Source organism: Stenotrophomonas sp. GD04054, from assembly GCF_029836955.1.
Lineage (GTDB): Bacteria > Pseudomonadota > Gammaproteobacteria > Xanthomonadales > Xanthomonadaceae > Stenotrophomonas > Stenotrophomonas maltophilia_A.
This window is the reverse complement of record NZ_JAOECR010000022.1, coordinates 48,271-68,583: the sequence shown is the minus strand read 5'-3', so window position 1 is coordinate 68,583 and position 20,313 is coordinate 48,271. Positions and strand designations below refer to the sequence as shown.

14 protein-coding genes are annotated in these 20,313 nt (G+C 67.0%); 6 read left to right on the top strand and 8 right to left on the bottom strand.

Annotated elements, in window-relative coordinates:
• Positions 1–185: 185 nt before the first annotated feature.
• Positions 186–1,790 carry a hypothetical protein gene (locus N7573_RS12190; protein ID WP_279913362.1) on the top strand — a complete coding sequence of 535 codons (1,605 nt, stop codon included), beginning with the start codon at positions 186–188 and terminating at the stop codon, positions 1,788–1,790.
• 78 nt (positions 1,791–1,868) lie between these two features.
• On the opposite strand, the gene N7573_RS12185 is transcribed toward N7573_RS12190, so the two are convergent.
• Positions 1,869–2,579 (bottom strand): glutathione S-transferase, encoded by a 711-nt coding sequence (locus tag N7573_RS12185; protein ID WP_279913363.1) that lies wholly within the window; start codon positions 2,577–2,579, stop codon positions 1,869–1,871.
• A 95-nt stretch (positions 2,580–2,674) separates the two neighbouring features.
• Positions 2,675–3,166, bottom strand: a complete 492-nt coding sequence (locus N7573_RS12180) for a hypothetical protein (RefSeq protein WP_049400792.1) — start codon at positions 3,164–3,166, stop codon at positions 2,675–2,677.
• A 154-nt stretch (positions 3,167–3,320) separates the two neighbouring features.
• On the opposite strand from N7573_RS12180, the gene N7573_RS12175 reads away from it, so the two are divergent.
• Complete coding sequence (locus tag N7573_RS12175; RefSeq protein ID WP_279913364.1) at positions 3,321–4,142, top strand: DUF3014 domain-containing protein; 822 nt, start codon at positions 3,321–3,323, stop codon at positions 4,140–4,142.
• Positions 4,143–4,323: 181 nt separating this feature from the next.
• Positions 4,324–6,909 (top strand): ATP-dependent chaperone ClpB, encoded by a 2,586-nt coding sequence (gene clpB, locus N7573_RS12170; protein WP_049461523.1) that lies wholly within the window; start codon positions 4,324–4,326, stop codon positions 6,907–6,909.
• A gap of 72 nt (positions 6,910–6,981) precedes the next feature.
• On the opposite strand, the gene N7573_RS12165 is transcribed toward clpB, so the two are convergent.
• From N7573_RS12165 to N7573_RS12155, 3 genes are all read right to left on the bottom strand, one after another.
• Complete coding sequence (locus N7573_RS12165) at positions 6,982–7,782, bottom strand: MipA/OmpV family protein (protein ID WP_279913365.1); 801 nt, start codon at positions 7,780–7,782, stop codon at positions 6,982–6,984.
• 140 nt (positions 7,783–7,922) lie between these two features.
• On the bottom strand, positions 7,923–9,218 hold the full coding sequence (locus tag N7573_RS12160) for an ATP-binding protein (RefSeq protein WP_279913366.1): 1,296 nt from the start codon (positions 9,216–9,218) through the stop codon (positions 7,923–7,925).
• Positions 9,215–9,952: a response regulator transcription factor gene (locus N7573_RS12155; protein WP_032128544.1), complete on the bottom strand. Its 738-nt coding sequence runs from the start codon at positions 9,950–9,952 to the stop codon at positions 9,215–9,217. Before N7573_RS12155 ends, N7573_RS12160 begins: the two co-directional genes overlap by 4 nt.
• 181 nt (positions 9,953–10,133) lie before the next feature.
• On the opposite strand from N7573_RS12155, the gene N7573_RS12150 reads away from it, so the two are divergent.
• Positions 10,134–11,420, top strand: coding sequence for an aminotransferase class V-fold PLP-dependent enzyme (locus N7573_RS12150; RefSeq protein ID WP_110713313.1), 1,287 nt, complete (start codon positions 10,134–10,136; stop codon positions 11,418–11,420).
• Between the two features lie 397 nt (positions 11,421–11,817).
• On the opposite strand, the gene ybaL is transcribed toward N7573_RS12150, so the two are convergent.
• The gene (gene ybaL / locus N7573_RS12145; RefSeq protein WP_279913367.1) at positions 11,818–13,515 is read right to left on the bottom strand and encodes a YbaL family putative K(+) efflux transporter; all 1,698 of its coding nucleotides are present in this window, start codon (positions 13,513–13,515) and stop codon (positions 11,818–11,820) included.
• A 151-nt stretch (positions 13,516–13,666) separates the two neighbouring features.
• Positions 13,667–16,054 (bottom strand): TonB-dependent receptor, encoded by a 2,388-nt coding sequence (locus N7573_RS12140; protein ID WP_032128541.1) that lies wholly within the window; start codon positions 16,052–16,054, stop codon positions 13,667–13,669.
• A 336-nt stretch (positions 16,055–16,390) separates the two neighbouring features.
• On the opposite strand from N7573_RS12140, the gene N7573_RS12135 reads away from it, so the two are divergent.
• Positions 16,391–18,256, top strand: coding sequence for an ABC-F family ATP-binding cassette domain-containing protein (locus tag N7573_RS12135; RefSeq protein ID WP_049400785.1), 1,866 nt, complete (start codon positions 16,391–16,393; stop codon positions 18,254–18,256).
• A gap of 73 nt (positions 18,257–18,329) precedes the next feature.
• On the opposite strand, the gene ampR is transcribed toward N7573_RS12135, so the two are convergent.
• Positions 18,330–19,193: a LysR family transcriptional regulator AmpR gene (ampR, locus tag N7573_RS12130; protein WP_012511908.1), complete on the bottom strand. Its 864-nt coding sequence runs from the start codon at positions 19,191–19,193 to the stop codon at positions 18,330–18,332.
• 176 nt (positions 19,194–19,369) lie between these two features.
• Here ampR and blaL2 point away from each other — a divergent pair, with 176 nt between their 5' ends.
• A complete protein-coding gene (gene blaL2, locus N7573_RS12125) occupies positions 19,370–20,281 on the top strand; it encodes a L2 family extended-spectrum class A beta-lactamase (protein WP_049400784.1) in 912 nt (303 codons plus the stop codon).
• The last annotated feature ends 32 nt before the right edge of the window (positions 20,282–20,313 follow it).

Sequence of the window (20,313 nt, the reverse complement as noted above, 5' to 3'; positions counted from 1 at the left end):
AGGATGGGTTTACGGCGTGTCCTGCGCAGCCCATCCCGACCGGCCCTACCCAGAAATCGCTGTTCGCGACCAACTCAGCCACGAGGGGCTCCGCCGTTGGCTGGAACCCATCATTCCACGACGGAATTGGCGCGCCGGCCCCGCTGGGCCTACCATCGGCGGTCCCCACCCCCACCACCCCTTCCATGTCCGCTCCCGCTTCCGCCGCACCGCGTCGCTGGTTCGTCTCCGGCGACTTCAACGGCTTCTTCGGCCTGGTCGTCGACAACCTCTCCATCCTCGGTTTCATCGCCATGGCCCTGGTCGGGATCTTCCAGTTCCCCGCCGACGTGGTGTTCGGCCGCATGTTCCCCGGCACCGCCTTCGGCGTGCTGGTCGGCAACCTGCTGTACACCCTGATGGCCCGCCGGCTGGCCGCGCGTACCGGCCGCGACGATGTCACCGCCATGCCGCTGGGCCTGGATGCACCGACCAGCATCGGCATGGCGCTGCTGGTGCTCGGCCCGGCCTTCATCGCCTTCAAGCAGCAGGGCATGGATCCGCACGCGGCGGGTATCGCGACCTGGCAGCTGGGCATGGCCGCGCTGGTCATCATGGGCGTGCTCAAGTTCGTGCTGTCGTTCTTCGGCGAAGCGGTCACCCGCGCGCTGCCGCGGGCCGCGCTGCTGGGTTCCATCGCCGGCATCGCGCTGGTGCTGATGGGCCTGCTGCCGCTGCTGGAAACGCTGCGCTCGCCGCTGGTCGGCTTCACCACCCTGGGCCTGCTGCTGTATGTGCTGATCGCCAAGGGCAAGCTGCCGGTGCGTGGCCCCGGCGTGCTGCTGGCCTTCGTGTTCGGCACCGTGCTGTATTACGGGCTGGGCCTGGCCGGGCTGGGCGCGCCGGGCTTCCATGTGCCGGCGTGGGTGCCGCCGCAGGTGGTGCTGCCGCTGCCGACGCTGGGGTTCCTCGACGGCCTGCCCACCGCGATGACCTACCTGCCGCTGCTGCTGCCGTTCGGCCTGCTGATGGTGGTCGGTGGCATCAACGTCTCCGAAAGCGCGCGCGCGGCCGGCGATGACTACCGCACCCGTGACATCCTGCTGGTGGAAGCGGTGGCCACGCTGGTGGCCGGTGTCTGCGGCGGCGTGGCGCAGACCACACCGTACATCGGCCAGCCGGCGTACAAGCACATGGGCGCCCGCAGCGGCTACACGCTGCTGACCGGCCTGTTCGTCGGCATCGGCGGCATGCTCGGCATCATCTCCGGGCTGGTGCAGTGGCTGCCGTTGGCGGTGCTGGCACCGATCATCGTGTACGTGGCCATCGACATCACCACCCAGGCCTTCCAGGCCACGCCGCGCCACCACACCGGCGCGATGGTGTTCGGTTTCCTGCCGTCGGTGGCCTATCTGCTGGCGATCAAGGCACCGGGCTGGATCGCGCCGGACCAGCTGCCGCAGCTGCTGACCAAGCTCGACGGCCACGGCCTGCCGGAACTGGCGGTGATCTTCACCCTCGGCAATGGCTTCATCATCACCTCGATGCTGTGGATCTCTGCGGTGGCGGCCATGGTTGATGGCCGCCTGCGCCGCGCCTGCGGCTTCCTGCTGGTGGCGGCGGTGCTGACCCTGTTCGGCCTGATCCACTCGGTGGACCCGCGCGGTGGCATCTACCTGCCGTGGGATCTGGACGGCCTGGCGCGCATCATCAGCTGGCAGTTCGCCGGCGCCTATGTGGCATTGGCGCTGCTGCTGGGCCTGCTGTCACTGCAGAAGCAGGCGGTGAAGCCGCTGGGTGAAAACAGCTGACCCGTGGTAGTGCCGGCCGCTGGCCGGCATGCTCATGGAGCTCGGACGCATCGTGCAGTTGCCGGCCAGCGGCCGGCACTACCGCTCCCCATCCAGCTCGGGGTAATGGCGGAAGATGCCATTCGTGTTGAACGCCAGGCGCCGTTCCGAGCCCAGATAGGCGGCGATGTTCGGTCGCTTCGCCACCCGCTCCTGCAGCGCGCGCAGCAGGGGCAGGGTCGGTTCCAGTGCCTGCATGCGGCGTGGGAACATGTAGTTCAGCCCGCTCAGCAGCTGGAACAGCGACAGATCCACATACGAGTGCTCGCGCAGTGCATGGCGGCCACCGTTGGCGGCCAGCACCTGCTCGAAGTAGCTGAGGAACTTCGGTAGCCGTTCGCTGCGCAGCGACGCGGCACGTGCCTTGGCCTCGGTCTTCTGCTCTTCGTAGTACTTCGATGCAGCGATCGGATGGTGGGTGTCATGCACCTCGGCCACCAGGTCGGCGATGGTCAGCTGCAACTGCAGCGCCTGCATCCGCCGCGAGGCTGCCTGTGGCACCAGGTCCAGCGTCGGGCCCAGGAAATCCAGGATTGCCGCGACCTGCGCGATGACCTGGCGACCGGCCTTCAGGAACGGCGGCGCGAAGGGCTGCGCACCTTCACTGCTGCCATCGAGAAACGGCTGCATCACTGCATCGCCGTGCACCCGCGCCATGTCGATGTAGTCGGCACCGGCATCTTCCAGCGCCAGCCGCACGAACTCGCCACGGCCCTGGATGCCGGTCCAGTAATACAGCGCGTACTGCATGGCTGTGTCTCCACGGGACAGGATGCATAGCGTCGCGCTGCTCGCGCAAAGCGGGCGTGAGTGCAATGCCTACCTGGCGTTGGATGTCGGAGTGTTCAGGCCGATGGCGCGACGGTGATGATGTCGTGTTCATTGACGCTGCCAGCCAGCGTGTAGCGATATCCCTTGGCCAGGACTTCAACGTAGCTGTCATGTGCGGCAAGGATGAAAAGCTGCAGGTCGTGGACATTGCGGGGATCGTAGTGCGCGAGCAGTGCCGCCAGGCCAGGATCGTGGATGACCCGGTAGAAGCCGGGGAAAGGGCAGAGACCGGTTTGCCGCCAGTGCGCGGTTTCATCGGCTGGTCCGGTTTCCTCGACAATCTCACCGTGGCGCATCTCGTGAAAATTTCCGCCCCGGCAACGCGCTTCATGGACAAGTTCGAAATCCACCTGCAGTGAGCGGTAACGCATGCCCGGCTGCGCTGCATAGTCCTCCAGCGTCTGTGCCTCCACGTTCACCTGTGCGCTCGCGTTCTGCTCTCGATACACCAGTGTCAGGTCGAGCGTGCTGATGCGGAAAGGCACCGGTTCCGGGCGAAGCTCCATGGGTCGTTCGTCGAAGAGGCTGGACTGCTCATTGGGCCGCCCGTCGCACTGCGCTGTCAACGCGTTTCCCGAACCTTACCGGAACGGGTGGGGAACCCACGGAAATCAGCTGGGTCACACCTTCTCCATGCGTGTGAAAACGAGGTGCTGCATCATGCAGAGTGGAAAGGCGGTATGGCCCTGGGTGTTGGGCGTGGTGGTGATCGGTGGCGCGGGCGGTTGGCTGTTCCGCGACCAGCTGAAGAGCCTGGCGGACGGAGTCTCGGTGCCGGTGCAATCAACTCCGGCCAGTACCGGCGCACCGCCACAACCGAAGGCGGCCGCAGAACCCGCCCCAACACCACTCCCGATCAAGCATCCGCTGGATGCCGAGGCTGCGGCCGACCCTGCGTTGCCCAAGCTGGCTGACAGCGATGCGGCGGCCTGGGGGGCGCTGAGCCAGCTGTTCCAGGGCGAGGGTCCGCTGACCCTGCTGTTGCGCGACCATCTGATCCAGCGCCTGGTCACCCAGGTCGACAACCTGGACAAGCCCAGCGTGCCGCCGACCGCACTGGCCGCGCGCCCGTTGCCGGGCAATCTGCAGGTCGAGCCCGGTGAGGGCGGCGAGCGGATCGCCGCCAGCAACGCGGCGCGCTATGCGCCCTACGTGCAGGCATTTACCGCGTTGGATCCGGCGGCAACGGCCACGGCCTACAAGCGCTTCTATCCGCTGATCCAGCAGGCCTACGTCGACCTGGGCCGGCCGGAGGGCTATTTCAACGACCGCCTGGTCACGGTGATCGACCACCTGCTGGAGACCCCGGAACTGGCCCAGGCGCCGCTGGTGCAGCGCGACGAACGGGGCCGCTATCGCTTCGTCGATCCCACCCTGCAGTCACGCTCGATCGGGCAGAAGGCCCTGCTGCGCATGGATGTGGCGCAGGCAAGGGCCATCAAGCAGCAGCTGCGGGCGATCCGCAGCGCGATCACCCGCTGAGCCGGTCCATCGCGCGGAACTGATCGGGATCAACGCGCCGACCACACCCGTTCCGGCATGCTGGCCGCAGGCTGACTGGCCTCGGGGTGCAGTCGCAGTCACCCTTGAAACGGGGTGGGGCAACCGCATCTTTCCAGCATCGCCGGCGCGGGCCGGCCCTGATGACCGATGAGGATTCGCAATGCGGATGGACAAGCTCACCTCGCGTTTCCAGCAGGCGCTGGCAGACGCACAGTCGCTGGCCGTTGGCCGCGACAACAGCATCATCGAACCAGTTCACCTGTTCAGCGCGTTGCTGGACCAGCAGGGTGGCAGTACGCGCCCGCTGCTGGCCCAGGCCGGGGTGAACGTGCCGGTGCTGCGCGAGCGCCTGACCGAGGCACTGGATGCGCTGCCGAAGGTGTCCGGCCAGGCTGGCAACGTTTCGATGGGCAACGACCTCGGACGCCTGCTCAATCACACTGACAAGCTGGCCCAGCAGAATGGCGATGCCTTCATTGCCAGCGAGTGGTTCGTGCTGGCGGCGCTGGAAGACAGTGGCACGCTGGGCATGGCGCTGCGCGCCGCCGGTGCCGACAAGACCCGCCTGCAGGCTGCGATCGACAAGCTGCGTGGCGGCGAGAACGTGCAGTCGGAGAACGCCGAGGAACAGCGGCAGGCGCTGGAGAAGTACACCATCGACCTGACCGCGCGCGCCGAGAGCGGCAAGCTCGATCCGGTGATCGGCCGTGACGAGGAAATCCGCCGCACGATCCAGGTGCTGCAGCGCCGGACCAAGAACAACCCGGTGCTGATCGGCGAACCTGGCGTTGGCAAGACCGCGATCGTCGAAGGTCTGGCCCAGCGCATCATCAACGACGAAGTGCCCGAGGGCCTGCGCGGCAAGCGTGTGCTGTCGCTGGACATGGGCGCGCTGATTGCCGGTGCCAAGTTCCGTGGTGAGTTCGAGGAGCGATTGAAGGGCGTGCTCAACGACCTGGCCAAGAGCGAAGGGCAGATCATCCTGTTCATCGATGAGCTGCACACCATGGTCGGTGCGGGTAAGGCCGATGGCGCGATGGATGCCGGCAACATGCTCAAGCCGGCGCTGGCACGCGGCGAGCTGCACTGCGTCGGTGCCACCACGCTGGATGAGTACCGCAAGTACATCGAAAAGGATGCCGCGCTGGAGCGCCGCTTCCAGAAGGTCTTCGTGGGTGAGCCGTCGGTGGAAGACACCATTGCCATCCTGCGCGGGCTGAAGGAAAAGTACGCGGTGCACCACGGCGTGGAGATCACCGACCCGGCCATCGTCGCCGCTGCGACGCTGTCCAACCGCTACATCACCGACCGCCAGCTGCCGGACAAGGCCATCGATCTGATGGACGAGGCGGCCTCGCGCCTGCGCATGGAAATCGACTCCAAGCCGGAGGAGCTGGACCGCCTGGAACGCCGGGTGATCCAGCTGAAGATCCAGCGCGAGATGCTGAAGAAGGAAAAGGACGAGGCCTCGCGGCAGCGCCTGGCCGATCTGGAGAACGACATCGAGGCGCTGGAGCGCGAGTTCTCCGACCTCAATGAAATCTGGAAGTCGGAGAAGGCAGCGCTGCAGGGTGCGACCAAGATCAAGGAGCAGGTCGAGCAGGCCAAGCTGGAGCTGGAAGCCGCGCAGCGCCGCCAGGATTTCGCCAAGATGAGCGAGATCCAGTACGGCCTGCTGCCGCAGCTGGAAAAGCAGCTGGCCGCTGCGCAGGAAGCCGAACACAGGGACTTCAAGCTGGTGCAGGACCGGGTCACCGACGAGGAGATCGCCGAGGTCGTGTCGCGCTGGACCGGCATTCCGGTCAACAAGATGCTCGAAGGTGAGCGCGACAAGCTGCTGCGGATGGAAGAGGTGCTGCACAACCGCGTGGTCGGCCAGGAGGAAGCGATCAAGGTCGTCTCCGATGCCGTGCGCCGTTCGCGTGCGGGCCTGTCCGATCCGAATCGCCCGGCCGGTTCGTTCCTGTTCCTCGGCCCGACCGGCGTCGGCAAGACCGAGCTGTGCAAGTCGCTGGCCGAGTTCCTGTTCGACAGTGCCGACGCGATGATCCGCATCGACATGAGCGAGTTCATGGAGAAGCACAGCGTCGCCCGCCTGATCGGTGCGCCCCCGGGCTACGTCGGTTACGAAGAGGGTGGCTACCTGACCGAGGCCGTGCGTCGCCGTCCGTATTCGTTGATCCTGCTGGACGAAGTGGAGAAGGCGCATCCGGATGTGTTCAACATCCTGCTGCAGGTGCTGGACGATGGCCGCCTGACCGATGGCCAGGGCCGCACCGTGGACTTCCGCAACACCGTCATCGTGATGACCTCGAACCTGGGCTCGCACCAGATCCAGGACATGAGCGCTGATGACAGCCCGGAGGCCTACACGCAGATGAAGGCGGCGGTGATGGGCGTGGTGCAGGCGCACTTCCGCCCGGAGTTCATCAACCGCCTGGACGACATCGTGGTGTTCCACCCGCTGGACAAGCAGCAGATCAAGCAGATCGCGCGCATCCAGATGCGTGGGCTGGAAAAGCGCCTGGCCGAACGTGGTTTGAAGCTGCTGGTGTCCGATGCAGCGTTCGACCTGCTTGGCAACGTTGGTTTCGATCCGGTGTACGGCGCACGTCCGTTGAAGCGTGCGATCCAGGCGCAGCTGGAAAACCCGCTGGCGCAGAAGATCCTGTCCGGCGCCTTCGTCAACGGCGATACCATCGAAGTCGGCAACGACGGCGGCCACCTGGTGTTCGCCAAGGCGTGATTCACACGGGGCGCTGCCTGATCGCGGCGCCCCGTTTCCTGCGGAGTACGCCGGGCCATGCCCGGCGCTCACTCAGAAGCGGTGCGTATAGCCGCTCATCAAGCCGAACTGGTTCGCCTTCTGCACGATCGGGCTGTCGGCCGCATCGCCGAGCAGGTGCGTGCCTTCGGCCGAGATGTACCAGTTGCCATTGCGGCCCACGCGGTGGCTCCATTTCAGGCCAAGACCGGCGCTGACCAGCCCAGCCTTCGGCGTGTGCTGGGCAAAGCCGGTGCGCGCCGCCTGTTCCGGGCTGACGCCGTACCAGGTCTGCATGTAACCGCGATTGCCGTAGTCGGTGGAAACACTGCCGCTGACCACGCCACCGGCCAGGTCGAACAGCGGCATGCTCAGGTTCAGGTGGATCTGCTGGGTGGCCAGGCCGTTCTCGGCCTTGTCCTCGTCCTTGCGGGTGAACTGCCAGGCGCCGCTCAGCACGGCTTCGCCCAGCGTATAACCAGCCGAGACACCGACCAGGGGACGGGTATCGATATCACCCATGCCGCGCAGGAAGTCCGAACCGCCGAGCAGGGAGTCCTTGTCGCGGCGGATGCCGCTGGCGCCGATGTAGGCACGCACACGGGTGTGCTCGCCAATGGACGTGCCCCAACCGATGCCACTGGTGCCCAGAAACCAGCCCCCCGGCGAGGTGACATCGAACGACAGCGACGGCGTCGCGCGGTATTCCTCGCTGCCGCTGTAGCGCGGCGTCACGCCACCACCAGCGGCGAGCTCAAAGGTCCAGTGGTCATCCTTGGCGTGGGCGATCGGCGCGGCGAACAGCGGCAGCAGGGCCAGGCAGAGCAGGGTGGGGGAACGGCGAAGCTGGGACATGGAATCTCTCGACAATGGGAGGAAAGCAGCGCGCGCATCCGGCGAGTGCTGCAGGGTCGCCAGCGTGGCGATATGCCGGCGACCGATCCCTCCGCAGTTGTGCGGGAGTTGTAATCAACTGTAATGGCGCCCGTGGGCGTTCAGCTGGCAGCCAGCGGCCAGTGCATTTCCAGGCGCGCGCCACCCAGCGTGGCGCGGCTGATGCGCAGCTCGCCACCGTGGCGGGCTGCAATGCGGCTGACGATGGCCAGGCCCAGCCCGAAGCCGCCGGTATCGCGGCTGCGGCTGTCATCCAGGCGGGTGAACGGGCGCATCACTTTTTCGTGGTCGGCCTCGGCGATGCCCGGGCCGTCGTCATCCACGCGCAGGCACGCGCGGCCGCCGACACCGACCAGCGACACTTCCACCTGCGAACGCGCGTGGCGCAGCGCATTGCCCACCAGATTGCTCAGCGCCAGCTGCAGCAGCCGCGGTTCGGCATCCACCCGCGGCAACGCACTGGGCTGCACGCGCAGGACCACGCCGGCTCGTTCGGCATCACGGCGTGCATCGGCCAGGCAGGCCTGCAGCCAGTCGTTGGCTTCAATGCGCTGCATCGGCTCGCCTTCGCCGGGATGCTCCAGACGCTCATAGGCCAGCAGTTCGCTGACCAGCCGGTTGAGTTCGGCCAGGTCGCCGTGCAGCCCCTGTGCCAGCCGTGTACGGCGTTCGTGATCGTCGCTGTCCTGCATCAGGTCCAGGCCGAAGGCCACGCGCGCGATGGGCGTGCGCAGTTCGTGCGATATGGCATGGGTGAGGTCGCGCTGGCGCTGGACCAGTTCGGCCACGCGTGCGGCCATGCGGTTGGAATGGTCGACGATGACGCGTATCTGCGAGCGTGGCGAAACCTGCGCGCGCGCCTGCAGATCGCCGGCACCGATGCGGTCGGCATGCACGCGCAGCGCGTCCAGATCGCGCCAGAGCAGGCGCACCCAGGCGTACAGGCACAGCCCGAACAGGGCCAGCATCACCGAATAGGCGATCAGGGTGAGATAGAGGGTCATCGACGGCTCGCCTGGCAGATGCAGGCGCAGCCAGGGGCCATCGGGATGCAGTGGATCAAGCGGCGCCAGTACGATCTCGAACTTCTGCCGGGAAATGAGCCCGTTGCGCTGCAGCTGTTCCTGTTCGCCGGTCGCGAGGGGCGGTGCTGACGGCAGCAGAGCCAATGCGATGCCATAGTGGGGTTGCCATTGCGCCAGCTGATCCTGCTGGGCGGCGGAGTCCTTTCCGTCCAACCCCTGCCGCAATGCATACAACTGGCCGCGCACCTGCTCTGCGAACACACGCTGCTGGAACGGCAGGTAGATGCGATCGAAGATCACGTTGATCAGCAGCAGGGTGATCAGGAAGCTCGCGCCGACCACCAGCCACAGGCGCAGGAACAGCCGCTTCATGCCGACCAGGACGAGGGATTGAACTGGTAGCCGCGGCCCCACACCGTCTTGATCCGCCGCGGTTCGCGCGCGTCATCGCCCAGCTTGCGGCGAAGCTTGCCGATGCTGACATCGACACTGCGGTCCAGCCCGTCGAAGCCGATGCCGCGCACCGCCTGCAGGATCTGGTCACGCGAGAGAATCTGCCCCGGCTGGCTGGCCAGCAGCCACAGGATCTCGAATTCGGTGGTGCCCATGTCCACCGGCTGGCCGTGCAGATGCACCTCGCGCTGCATGCGGTCGATCAGCAGCTCGCCGTGCATCAGGCGGCAGGGGCTGCCGGTGTTGCTGCTGCCATGGCGGCGGCGCAGCAGGGCGCGCAGGCGGGCCAGCAGCAGGCGCGGCTCGATCGGCTTGTGCACATAGTCGTCGGCGCCCGATTCCAGGCCGAGCACCTGTTCGATGTCGTCCTCGCAGGCGGTCAGCATCAGGATCGGCACATCGGAGAAGCTGCGGATCTGCCGGCACACGTCTATGCCGCCGAGGCCGGGCAGCATCAGGTCCAGCACCACCAGTTCCGGCGCGTGCTGGCGGCAGGCCGCACCGGCGAGGTCGCCACGGGCCACATGCTGCACGGCGAAGCCATGTTCGTGCAGGTAGTCGCTGACCAGTTCGGCCAGGCGGCGGTCGTCCTCCACCAGCAGCACCGGGGTCGGCGAGCCGCTGGCGGCGGGTGTCCAGGGGGATGACTGCATGCGCTTGGGCCTCCGTGCCCGGGCAGGGGCGCCCGGTGGCGAAGCCTAGCAATGGCCCATGACGGCTGCCTGAATCGTGGCCAACCTGATAACCGGTGGTACTGGCGTCATCGCCAGCGGCTCTCAGTGGATGCTCCCGGCTGGCCTATGGTGGCGGTTTCCCCGGATGGAGCCTGGCGCAATGAGCGACCCGCAGTGGCAACTGGAAACCCTGGCCGTGCATGGCGGCTACCGTCCCGACCCGACCACCCGCGCGGTGGCGGTGCCGATCTACCAGACGGTGGCGTATGCCTTCGATGACACCCAGCACGGCGCCGACCTGTTCGATCTGAAGGTGCCGGGCAACATCTACACGCGCATCATGAACCCCACCACCGACGTACTGGAGCAGCGCCTGGCCGCGCTGGAAGGCGGCATCGGTGCGCTGGCGCTGGCCTCGGGGCAGGCGGCCATCACCTATGCCATCCAGACCATCGCCGAGGCCGGCGACAACATCGTCGCCTCCAGTGCGCTGTATGGCGGCAGCCTCAACCTGCTGGCGCACACCCTGCCGCAGTACGGCATCCAGGCGCGCTTCGCCGACCCGGCCGATCCGTCCGCGTTCGCCGCGCTGATCGATGAACGCACGAAGGCCGTGTTCGTCGAATCGATCGGCAACCCGCGTGGCAACGTCACCGACATCGCCGCCATCGCCGAGGTCGCGCATGCCGCCGGCGTGCCGCTGATCGTCGACAACACGGTGGCCACCCCGTTCCTGCTGCGCCCGTTCGAGCACGGCGCCGACATCGTGGTGCATTCGCTGACCAAGTACCTTGGCGGCCACGGCAACAGCCTGGGCGGCGCGATCGTCGATTCCGGCCGCTTCGACTGGGCTGCACAACCCCAGCGCTTCGCGCGGCTCAACCAGCCCGACCCCAGCTACCACGGCGTGGTCTATACCGAAGCGCTGGGGCCAGCGGCCTACATCGGCCGCGCGCGGGTGGTGCCGCTGCGCAATACCGGCGCGGCGCTGTCACCGTTCAACGCGTTCCTGATCCTGCAGGGCATCGAGACCCTGGCGCTGCGCATGGAACGCATCAACGCCAACGCACTGGCCGTCGCGCAGTTCCTGAAGGCGCATGCCAAGGTGGCCTGGGTGCGCTACGCCGGGTTGGCCGACGACCCCGAGCACGCCGCCGCGCAGCGCTACCTGGGCGGGCACGGCTCGGGCGTACTGACCTTCGGCCTGCCGGGCGGCCGTGAAGCCGGCGCACGCTTCCTCGATGCACTGAAGCTGTTCACCCGCCTGGTCAACCTGGGCGACGCGAAGTCACTGGCCACCCATCCCGCCTCGACCACCCATCGCCAGCTGGACGCCGCCGAACTGGCCAAGGCCGGCGTCAGCGAAGACACGGTGCGGCTGTCGATCGGCATCGAGCACATCGGCGACCTGCGCGCCGACCTGGAACAGGCCCTGGCCGGCGCCTGATAGCCGCACGCTTGGTCGTCATCGCCACAGGCGATCACCACCGGCACCGCGATGCGCTACGGTGGAACTGCCTCTCCAAGGCATGGCAACGTGGCGATCCAGATCCCCGGTCGATGCGGGTCGACCGGGGATTTTTTTGTTTCCGGGGTCAGATGCACCGCCGTGTCGACCAAGGTCGACACCTACCAACAGCCGCAGGAAATTGTCGAAGGCAGGGTGGGCCCGGTTGCAGGGGCGTGAGCGCCATGGATGGCGCGACCGAGCCTCCATGGACGGATTCACGGCGTCCCCTGCAACCGGACCCACCCCGCCATCCCACGGAATGCCAGCTTTTGCTTTTGTCGTTGCCGTTGCTTCAGCAGGTGCAGGGCTGCAAGCCCTGCCGCACCCACACTCCTCACACCACCGGAATACTGTGCTGTCCCAGCCCGCGATACGGCGGCGTGGCCATCACCATCTCGGCCAGCGAGTACGCCAGCTCACGCTCGGCCATCACCGTGCCATCCGCACCGTGCTCCAACAGATGCTTCACCTCTGCATCGCTGTGTGCTCGCGCCAGCAGGGTCAGATCCGGATTGATCGCACGCAGCTTGGCCAGCGCCTCACCGGCTTCCAGCGGCTGAGGAATCGCCAGCACCGCAATCTTCGCGCGTTCCGGATGCGCTTCGGCCAGCACGCGGTCGGCAGCGGCACTACCACGGATCGCCGCCAGGCCCTTGGCGTGCGCCTGTTCGACGTGCTCCTTGTTGTCATCGATCACCAGCACCGGCACGCCACGATCGCGCAGCACCTGCGCCAGCTCGCTGCCGACCCGGCCGTAACCAATGACGATGGCATGGTCATGCAGGTCACGCGAGGGACCGGTGGCCTCTTCCGGCTCGGCGGCCTGGGGCGACTGCTCCTGCTTGGCCTGCCAACGGTCAAGCAGCCCGAACACCAGCGGGTTGAGCATGATCGACACCAGCGCGCCGGCCAGCACCAGCGACTGGCCTTCCTTCGGCAGGATCTGCAGCGCGACGCCGAGGCCGGCGATGATGAAGGCGAATTCGCCGATCTGCGCCAGGCTGGCCGAGATGGTCAGCGCAGTGCTGGTCGGGTGGCCGAACGCGCGCACGATGAAGAACGCGGCGGCCGACTTGCCGAACATGATGATCAGCACCGTGGCCAGCACCTGCCAAGGGTGCTGGACGAGGATGTTGGGGTCGAACAGCATGCCGACCGAGACGAAGAACAGCACCGCGAACGCATCGCGCAGCGGCAGCGAATCATGTGCGGCCTTGTGGCTCAGCTCCGATTCGTTGAGCAGCATGCCGGCGAAGAACGCGCCCAGCGCGAACGAGACGCCGAACAACATGGCCGAGCCGAACGCCACGCCCAGCGCGATCGCCAGCACCGACAGGGTGAACAGTTCGCGCGAACCGGTGCCGGCGATACGTTCGAGGATCCACGGGATGACCCGGCGCCCGACCACCAGCATCACCGCCACGAACAGGCCCAGCTGCACGAAGGTCCAGCCGATGTCGGCCAGCACGCTGCCCAGCGAGTGCGATTCCTTGTCCGCATCGGGGCCGAACACACCGGCCATCACCGGCATCATCACCAGCGCGAGCACACAGGCCAGGTCTTCCACGATCAGCCAGCCGACCGCGATCTTGCCGCGCATGGTCTCCAACAGGCGGCGCTCCTCCATCGCCCGCAGCAGTACCACGGTACTGGCGGTGGCCAGCGAGAAACCGAAGATGACGCCATGCAGGGCTGGCCAGCCCATCAGCGAGGCCACGCCCCAGCCGAGCAGGGTAGCGACCGCGATCTGGCCGATGGCACCGGGGATGGCGATGGCCTTGACCGCCATCAGGTCCTTCAGCGAGAAGTGCAGGCCGACGCCGAACATCAGCAGCATCACGCCCAGCTCGGCCAGCTGGTTGGCCAGCGCCTGGTCGGCGACGAAGCCGGGGGTGAACGGGCCTACGCAGATGCCAGCAACCAGGTAACCGACCAAGGGAGACAAGCGGAGCTTGTTGGCCAGCGCGCCGAAGATGAAGGCGAGCCCGAGGCCAACGGCAACGATGTTGATCAGGTCGGTGTCATGGTGCATCGGCACTCGCAGAAAAACGGGGGTATCCCGATTTTCACCGATGACGCCAGATACGGCAAACCTTAAATGCGAATGGGGTCAGATCCCTCTCCCGCAGGAAAAGGGATCTGACCCCACCGGGGAGTTGCCGGCCAGCGGCCGGCACTACCGCTTACCAGGTGTACTTGACCCGGCCGTACACGTACGCGCCGTTGAAGCCGAACGGCGAGTAGTTGCTGTACGGCAGCATGCCGAAGGTGGAGTTCTGCAGGTCTTCGGTGCGGTCCGGGTACTTGTCCAGCAGGTTGTCGGCGCCCACGGTCAGGGTCCAGTTGCTGCTCGGCTTGTAGCTGGCCGAGGCATCCACCACCCAGGCGTCGCCATAGGTCTGGTCGCGCAGTGCGGTGGCCGAGTTGCGCACGGTGAACTTACCGTAGCGGGTCGCGGCCAGGCCCAGTTCCCAGTGGTCCGAACGCCAGGTGCCGCTCAGGATCGCCTTGTCGCGCGGATAGCTGTCCTCGATGCGGCCGATCTCATCGCGGCCGATCAGCGACTGGGTCAGGCCCAGCGTGCCGAACACCGCCGGGGTGCCGCCGACGCGGCGCACTTCGGTGTCGTTGTAGCTGTACGCGGCGGTCAGTTCCAGGCTGCTGGCGCTGAAGGGCACCGTGTAGCTGGACACGAAATCGACACCGCGGGTGCGCGTATCCAGGCCGTTGGTGAAGTACGAGAACGCGGTCACCTGCGGCAGGCCCAGCGTGCCCAGCAGCGCGCTGGTGGCGGTGTTGGTGGTGATGCTGGACGACAATGCGATGCGGTCATCGATGTCGATCTGGTAGGCGTCGACGGTGATGTACAGGCGGTCGACCGGCTGCAGCACCAGGCCCAGGCTGTAGGAGGTGGAGGTCTCGGCCTTCAGCGGCGAGGCGCCCAGCGCCTGCGCAGCCGGGCTGGTGGTCGGGAAGGTGCCGCGCTCGACGAACACGCCGTTGAGGAACTGGCTGGTGACCGCCTGGTAGCCCTGCTGCGCCAGCGACGGTGCACGGAATCCGCTGGACGCGGTGGCCCGCAGCGCAACCTTGTCGGTGAACGCGTAGCGCGCCGACAGCTTGCCGGAGAAGCGGTCGCCGAAGTCCGAGTAATCCTCGTAGCGGCCGGTGATGCCGGCCGAGAACTTCTCGGTCAGGTCCGCTTCCAGACCCGCATAGACCGCGTAGTTGTGGCGGTCGGCATGCACTTCATTGGTGGGGGTGAAGCCACCGAAGCCCTGCGCGCCACTGCCGGTGTACGAGTTCAGCTCGCCCGGCTTCTGGTCCCACTTCTCCTTGCGGTATTCACCACCGAAGGACAGCGTGACCGGGTAGGCCAGGCCCCAGTCCAGCGACTTGGTCAGGTCGGCATTGAAGATGTCCTGCTGGTACTTCAGCGTGCCGTCGTAGAACGAGCGCGGGCTGGTTGCGCCGAGGCTGTAGTTGATGCTGTTGCGGGTGTGGAAGTCGAGGGTGTTCTCGCCGTGGTTCAGGCTCAGGTCCCAGGTCCAGCCGTTGTCGGTGTTGCCCTTGACCCCGGCCACCAGCGAGCGGTCCTTGGAGTACTGGTTGATCTCCGGCACGAAGCCGTCCGGGTAGGTCTGCGCCAGCAGCGCGCTCTGCCCGCTGTGGTTGCGCGAGCGGTAGAACGCGAACGAGGTGATGTCGCGGTTGCTGAGCAGCGCGCTGGCGTAGCCGGTCACGCGGTCGCTGAAATCGAAGCTGGCGTTGACCGAAGCCGCAGTCGCATCCACGCGCGGGTCGCCGACGATGAAAGTCTTCTGGCCGATGCTCGGGAAGTTGCCGGTGTTCGGGGTGGTGCCGCGGTACGGGCCGGCGCGGTTGCTTTCGTCCTGCTGGCTGATCTGGCCGGCCACGTGCACGCGGCCACGGCCGTTGCCGAACTCGACGCCGGTATCGCCGGAGAGCTGGTACTTGTTGCCGTCACCGGCCGAGTACTGGCCGTAGTCCACCGCCAGGCTGCCGCCACTACCGCTGCCCTTGAGCACGATGTTGATGACGCCGGCGATGGCGTCCGAGCCGTACTGCGCCGACGCACCGTCGCGCAGCACTTCCACGCGCTCGATGGCGGCGATCGGGATCGCATTGATGTCCACCGCCGACGAACCACGGCCGATGCTGCCGTTGACGTTGATCATCGCCGAGGTGTGGCGGCGCTTGCCGTCGACCAGCACCAGCACCTGGTCCGGTGACAGGCCGCGCAGCTGCGCCGGGCGCACGCCGCTGGTGCCATCGGTCAGGGCAGGGCGCGGGAAGTTCAGCGAGGGCAGGGCGCGCGACAGTGCGGTGGCCAGCTCGCTGGTGCCGGTGGACTGCAGGGCTTCGGGGGTGATGATGTCGATCGGCGACTGCGATTCGGCCACCGTGCGGTCGGCCACGCGGGTACCGGTGACGATCACCGTGTCCAGGGTGTTGGCGGCGGTGCCGGCCTGCTGGGCAGCGGCAACGAACGGAGAGCCACCGAGTGCGACAGCGACGGCGGCGGCGATCAGGCTGGTCTTGCGGGTCATCGGGACGGAGCTCCGGTTGGCGGGGGCGGCACCGGAATCGACATCACGGGGGTGAGGCGGACGGCGGTTGTTGCGGTGCGCAAAGCAGGAATTAACGGGATATTCAGTGCGTGTCAAATGCCGGTCATCGGAAAAAACGTTGCAGCAGCAAACATTTAGCCCGGATCGGCACTGGCGGGGGAGGGAGCCCGGGACGCGCGCGGCAAGGACGTGGGAGAGAGGAACGCCGGCCGCCGCGCATCCCGGGACGCGTCAAGTATTCGTTAACGCTAGAATTGCGTCGCAGGAACAGTGCTCACCAGCACATTCCATCTGGTTATATGGACGCCTCCCCCGATGATTTCCCTTCGTAATTTCGCCTTGCGCCGCGGCGAGCGGCTGCTGTTGTCCAATGTCGACCTGACCCTGCACGCCGGTTACCGGGTGGGTGTGGTCGGCCGCAACGGTGCTGGCAAGTCCAGCCTGTTCGCGGCGGTGAAGGGCGAGCTGGAGGCGGACAAGGGCGATGTCGATCTGCCCGGCAAGGTGCGCATCGCCAGCGTCGCCCAGGAAACCCCGTCGCTGCCCGACCCGGCGCTGAGCTTCGTTCTGGGCGGTGACATCGAGGTGGCCGCAGTGCTGGCCGCCGAGGCCGAGGCGACCGCCCGTGAAGACTGGGAAGCGGTGGCCGAGGCGCACACGAAGATGGCCGAGCTCAATGCCTACGACGCCGAAGCGCGCGCCGGCAAGCTGCTGCACGGCCTCGGTTTCCCGGCAGAGACCCACCACCGCGCGGTGTCCTCGTTCTCCGGCGGCTGGCGCGTGCGCCTGAACCTGGCCCGCGCGCTGATGATGCCCAGCGACCTGCTGCTGCTGGACGAACCGACCAACCACCTGGATCTGGACGCGGTGTACTGGCTGGAGCAGTGGCTGCTGAAGTATCCGGGCACCCTGCTGCTGATCTCGCATGATCGCGAGTTCCTCGACAACGTGGCCACCCACACCCTGCACCTGCACGGTGGCGGCGCCAAGCTCTATCCGGGCGGCTACACCGACTTCGAGCGCCAGCGCGCCGAACAGCTGCGCCAGCAGCAGATCGCGCACGAGAAGGAACAGGCCGAGCGTGCCCACCTGCAGAGCTTCATCGACCGCTTCAAGGCGCAGGCCAGCAAGGCCGCGCAGGCGCAGAGCCGCATGAAGCGCCTGGCCAAGCTGGCCGGCACCGAAGCGGTGCGTGCCGAGCGCGAGTTCCGCATCGAGTTCGCGCCGCCGGCCAAGCTGCCGTTCTCGCTGATCCGCCTGAACCACGTCGAGGCTGGCTATGGCAAGGACGCGGTGATCCTGCACAACGTCGGCTTCGGCCTGGAAGCGGGCCAGCGCATCGGCCTGCTCGGCCCCAACGGTGCCGGTAAGACCACCCTGGTGAAGACCCTGGTAGGCGAGCTGGCGCCGATCGTCGGCGAACGCATGGCGCACCCGGACCTGAAGATCGGCTACTTCGCCCAGCACACGGTGGAGTCGCTGCACGAAGGCCAGTCGCCGATGGAGCATTTCCGCGAGATCGCGCCGGACGCACCGAACCAGTCGTTCCGCGATTTCCTCGGCAAGTGGAACTTCCCGGGCGACCGTGCATTCGAGCCGGTCGATGGTTTCTCCGGTGGCGAGCGCGCGCGCCTGGCGCTGGCGCTGATCGCCTGGCAGCAGCCGAATGTGCTGCTGCTGGACGAACCGACCAACCACCTTGACCTGGAAATGCGCGAAGCGCTGGCTGAGGCACTGGCCACCTTCGAAGGCGCGATCGTGATGGTCTCGCATGACCGCCATCTGATCGGCCTGGTCTGCGATACCTACTGGCGCGTGGCCGATGGCGTGGTCGAGCCGTTCGACGGCGACCTCGACGCCTACGCGGCCTGGCTGCGCACCCGTCCGCAGGCGCAGGGCACCAAGGCGCGCATGGAACAGGTGGAAGAGCCGGTGGTGGTCAAGACCGCGCCGGTGGCTCAGGTGGTGCAGAAGAAGCCGGTGAACCCGCACAAGCTGGCTGCCGCCGAGGCCAAGGTGGCCGAGCTGGAAAGCGCCCTGGCCGAGCTGGACCGCCAGCTGGCCGACCCGGCCAACTACGCCGATGCCACCCGCATGGCGGTGATCGGCCGTGACCGCGAAACCGCTGCCGCCCAGCTGGAAAAAGCCGAAGCCGCGTGGATGGAACTGCTGGAGTCCTGATCACGCAAAAAAGGGGACGGAGGGGATTAAGTCGTTTGTGGCACAAACGACTTAATCCCCTCCGTCCCCTTTTTCATCCCTGCGCCTGCAGCCATTCGCGGAACCGCTTCGCCGGCTCACGCTCGGCCCGCGAGCGCAGCCGCGTGAGCCAGTAGCGCCCCAGCTCCAGCGTGGTGCTGAATGGCTGCAGCAGGCGACCCTCGGCCAGTTCCTGCTCGAACATGCGCAGCGGCAGCAGCGCCACGCCGGCACCACCCACCGCGGCCATCGCCACCGTCAACGACGAATCAAACACCGGCCCGCGGGCTTCCACGCCACTCACTCCTGCCGCCTGCAGCCAGCGCGGCCATTCGTCGCTGCGGTAGGAGCGCAGCAGGGGCAGGGTGCCCAGGTCGCGTGGCTGTTTGAGCCGCCGCGCCAATGCTGGTGCGCACAGCGGTGCAAACGGCGCGTCGAGGATCGCTGTGCAGGCCTGGCCCTGCCAGTCGCCATCACCGAAGCGGATCGCCAGGTCCAGGCCCTCGCCGGCCAGATCAATGCGATTGTTGTGGGTCTGCAGTCGCAGCTCGATGTCCGGGTGCGCGGCCTCGAACGCAGCCAGCCGTGGCAGCAGCCAACCGGTGGCGAAGGTGCCGACCACGCCCAGCGTCAGTACTTCACGGGCCGGGCCACCGGTGTAGCGCGCGATGCTGGCCGAGATGCGCTCGAACGATTCGTTGAGCACCGGATACAGCGCCGCGCCCTCCTCGGTGAGCGCCACGCCGCGCGGCAGGCGATGGAACAGACGGATGCCGAGCCGGTCCTCCAGCCCGCGGATCTGGTGGCTCAGCGCGGCCTGGCTGACGCACAGCTCCAGCGCGGCACGGGTGAAGTTCTGGTGGCGTGCGGCCGCCTCGAAGGCACGCAGGGCGTTCAGCGGCAGGGTAGGGTGCAGCATCAGAGTAGTCGTGAGTCAATGTGATGGCTGATCCTACCTTCCCAGTAGCTAGTTCAGGAGAATTAAAGGGTTGATTGCGACAGGTATTAATCCAGCTAATGCCTTCCGCTGATTTTTCGCGCTGGTCGCCTGCGTGCGAGGCTTCAATAATCGGGCGGTCCCCCAGGAGAACCCGCATGCTCGCCCGTCGCCGATTCCTGCAGTTCAGTGGTGCTGCCGTTGCTTCCTCGCTTGCCCTGCCGTTGCTGGCCCGTGCGGCGGGCAAGACCGCCGCCAGTGCACCGACCGATGCCGCCCTCACCGCCGCCACCGACTTCGCCGCACTGGAAAAGGCCTGTGCCGGCCGCCTCGGCGTGACCCTGCTTGATACCGCCAGCGGCCGCCGCATCGGTCATCGCCAGGACGAGCGTTTCCCGATGTGCAGCACGTTCAAGAGCGTGCTGGCCGCCACCGTGCTCAGCCAGGCTGAGCGCAGGCCCGCGTTGCTGGACACGCGCGTGCCGGTGCGCGATGCCGACCTGCTCTCGCACGCGCCGGTCACCCGCCGCCACGCCGGCAAGGACATGACCGTGCGGGATCTGTGCCGTGCCACGATCATCACCAGCGACAACACTGCAGCCAACCTGCTGTTCGGCGTGGTCGGTGGCCCGCCCGCGGTGACTGCGTTCCTGCGCGCGAGCGGTGATGCGGTGAGCCGCAGTGATCGCCTGGAGCCGGAGCTGAACAGCTTTGCCAAGGGCGATCCGCGCGACACCACCACGCCGGCGGCGATGGCTGCGACCCTGCAGCGCGTGGTGCTGGGCGAGGTGCTGCAGCCGGCGTCGCGGCAGCAGCTGGCCGATTGGCTGATCGACAACGAAACCGGCGACGCCTGCCTGCGCGCGGGCCTGGGCAAGCGCTGGCGCGTCGGTGACAAGACCGGCAGCAACGGCGAGGACGCGCGCAACGACATCGCCGTGTTGTGGCCGCTGGCCGGCGGCACGCCCTGGGTGCTGACCGCCTACCTGCAGGCGGGTGCGATCAGCAACGAACAGCGTGCCACGGTGCTGGCGCAGGTAGGCCGCATCGCCGATCGGCTGATCGGTTGAGGTAACCGGGGTCATTCAGAAGTGGCTTGCCG

Excerpts from the sequence above, each read along its gene's own strand:
- N7573_RS12190 (WP_279913362.1), top strand. The coding sequence starts at position 186 with ATGTCCGCTCCCGCTTCCGCCGCACCGCGTCGCTGGTTCGTCTCCGGC.
- N7573_RS12185 (WP_279913363.1), bottom strand. The coding sequence starts at position 2,579 with ATGCAGTACGCGCTGTATTACTGGACCGGCATCCAGGGCCGTGGCGAG.
- N7573_RS12180 (WP_049400792.1), bottom strand. The coding sequence starts at position 3,166 with ATGGAGCTTCGCCCGGAACCGGTGCCTTTCCGCATCAGCACGCTCGAC.
- N7573_RS12175 (WP_279913364.1), top strand. The coding sequence starts at position 3,321 with ATGCAGAGTGGAAAGGCGGTATGGCCCTGGGTGTTGGGCGTGGTGGTG.
- clpB (WP_049461523.1), top strand. The coding sequence starts at position 4,324 with ATGCGGATGGACAAGCTCACCTCGCGTTTCCAGCAGGCGCTGGCAGAC.
- N7573_RS12165 (WP_279913365.1), bottom strand. The coding sequence starts at position 7,782 with ATGTCCCAGCTTCGCCGTTCCCCCACCCTGCTCTGCCTGGCCCTGCTG.
- N7573_RS12160 (WP_279913366.1), bottom strand. The coding sequence starts at position 9,218 with ATGAAGCGGCTGTTCCTGCGCCTGTGGCTGGTGGTCGGCGCGAGCTTC.
- N7573_RS12155 (WP_032128544.1), bottom strand. The coding sequence starts at position 9,952 with ATGCAGTCATCCCCCTGGACACCCGCCGCCAGCGGCTCGCCGACCCCG.
- N7573_RS12150 (WP_110713313.1), top strand. The coding sequence starts at position 10,134 with ATGAGCGACCCGCAGTGGCAACTGGAAACCCTGGCCGTGCATGGCGGC.
- ybaL (WP_279913367.1), bottom strand. The coding sequence starts at position 13,515 with ATGCACCATGACACCGACCTGATCAACATCGTTGCCGTTGGCCTCGGG.
- N7573_RS12140 (WP_032128541.1), bottom strand. The coding sequence starts at position 16,054 with ATGACCCGCAAGACCAGCCTGATCGCCGCCGCCGTCGCTGTCGCACTC.
- N7573_RS12135 (WP_049400785.1), top strand. The coding sequence starts at position 16,391 with ATGATTTCCCTTCGTAATTTCGCCTTGCGCCGCGGCGAGCGGCTGCTG.
- ampR (WP_012511908.1), bottom strand. The coding sequence starts at position 19,193 with ATGCTGCACCCTACCCTGCCGCTGAACGCCCTGCGTGCCTTCGAGGCG.
- blaL2 (WP_049400784.1), top strand. The coding sequence starts at position 19,370 with ATGCTCGCCCGTCGCCGATTCCTGCAGTTCAGTGGTGCTGCCGTTGCT.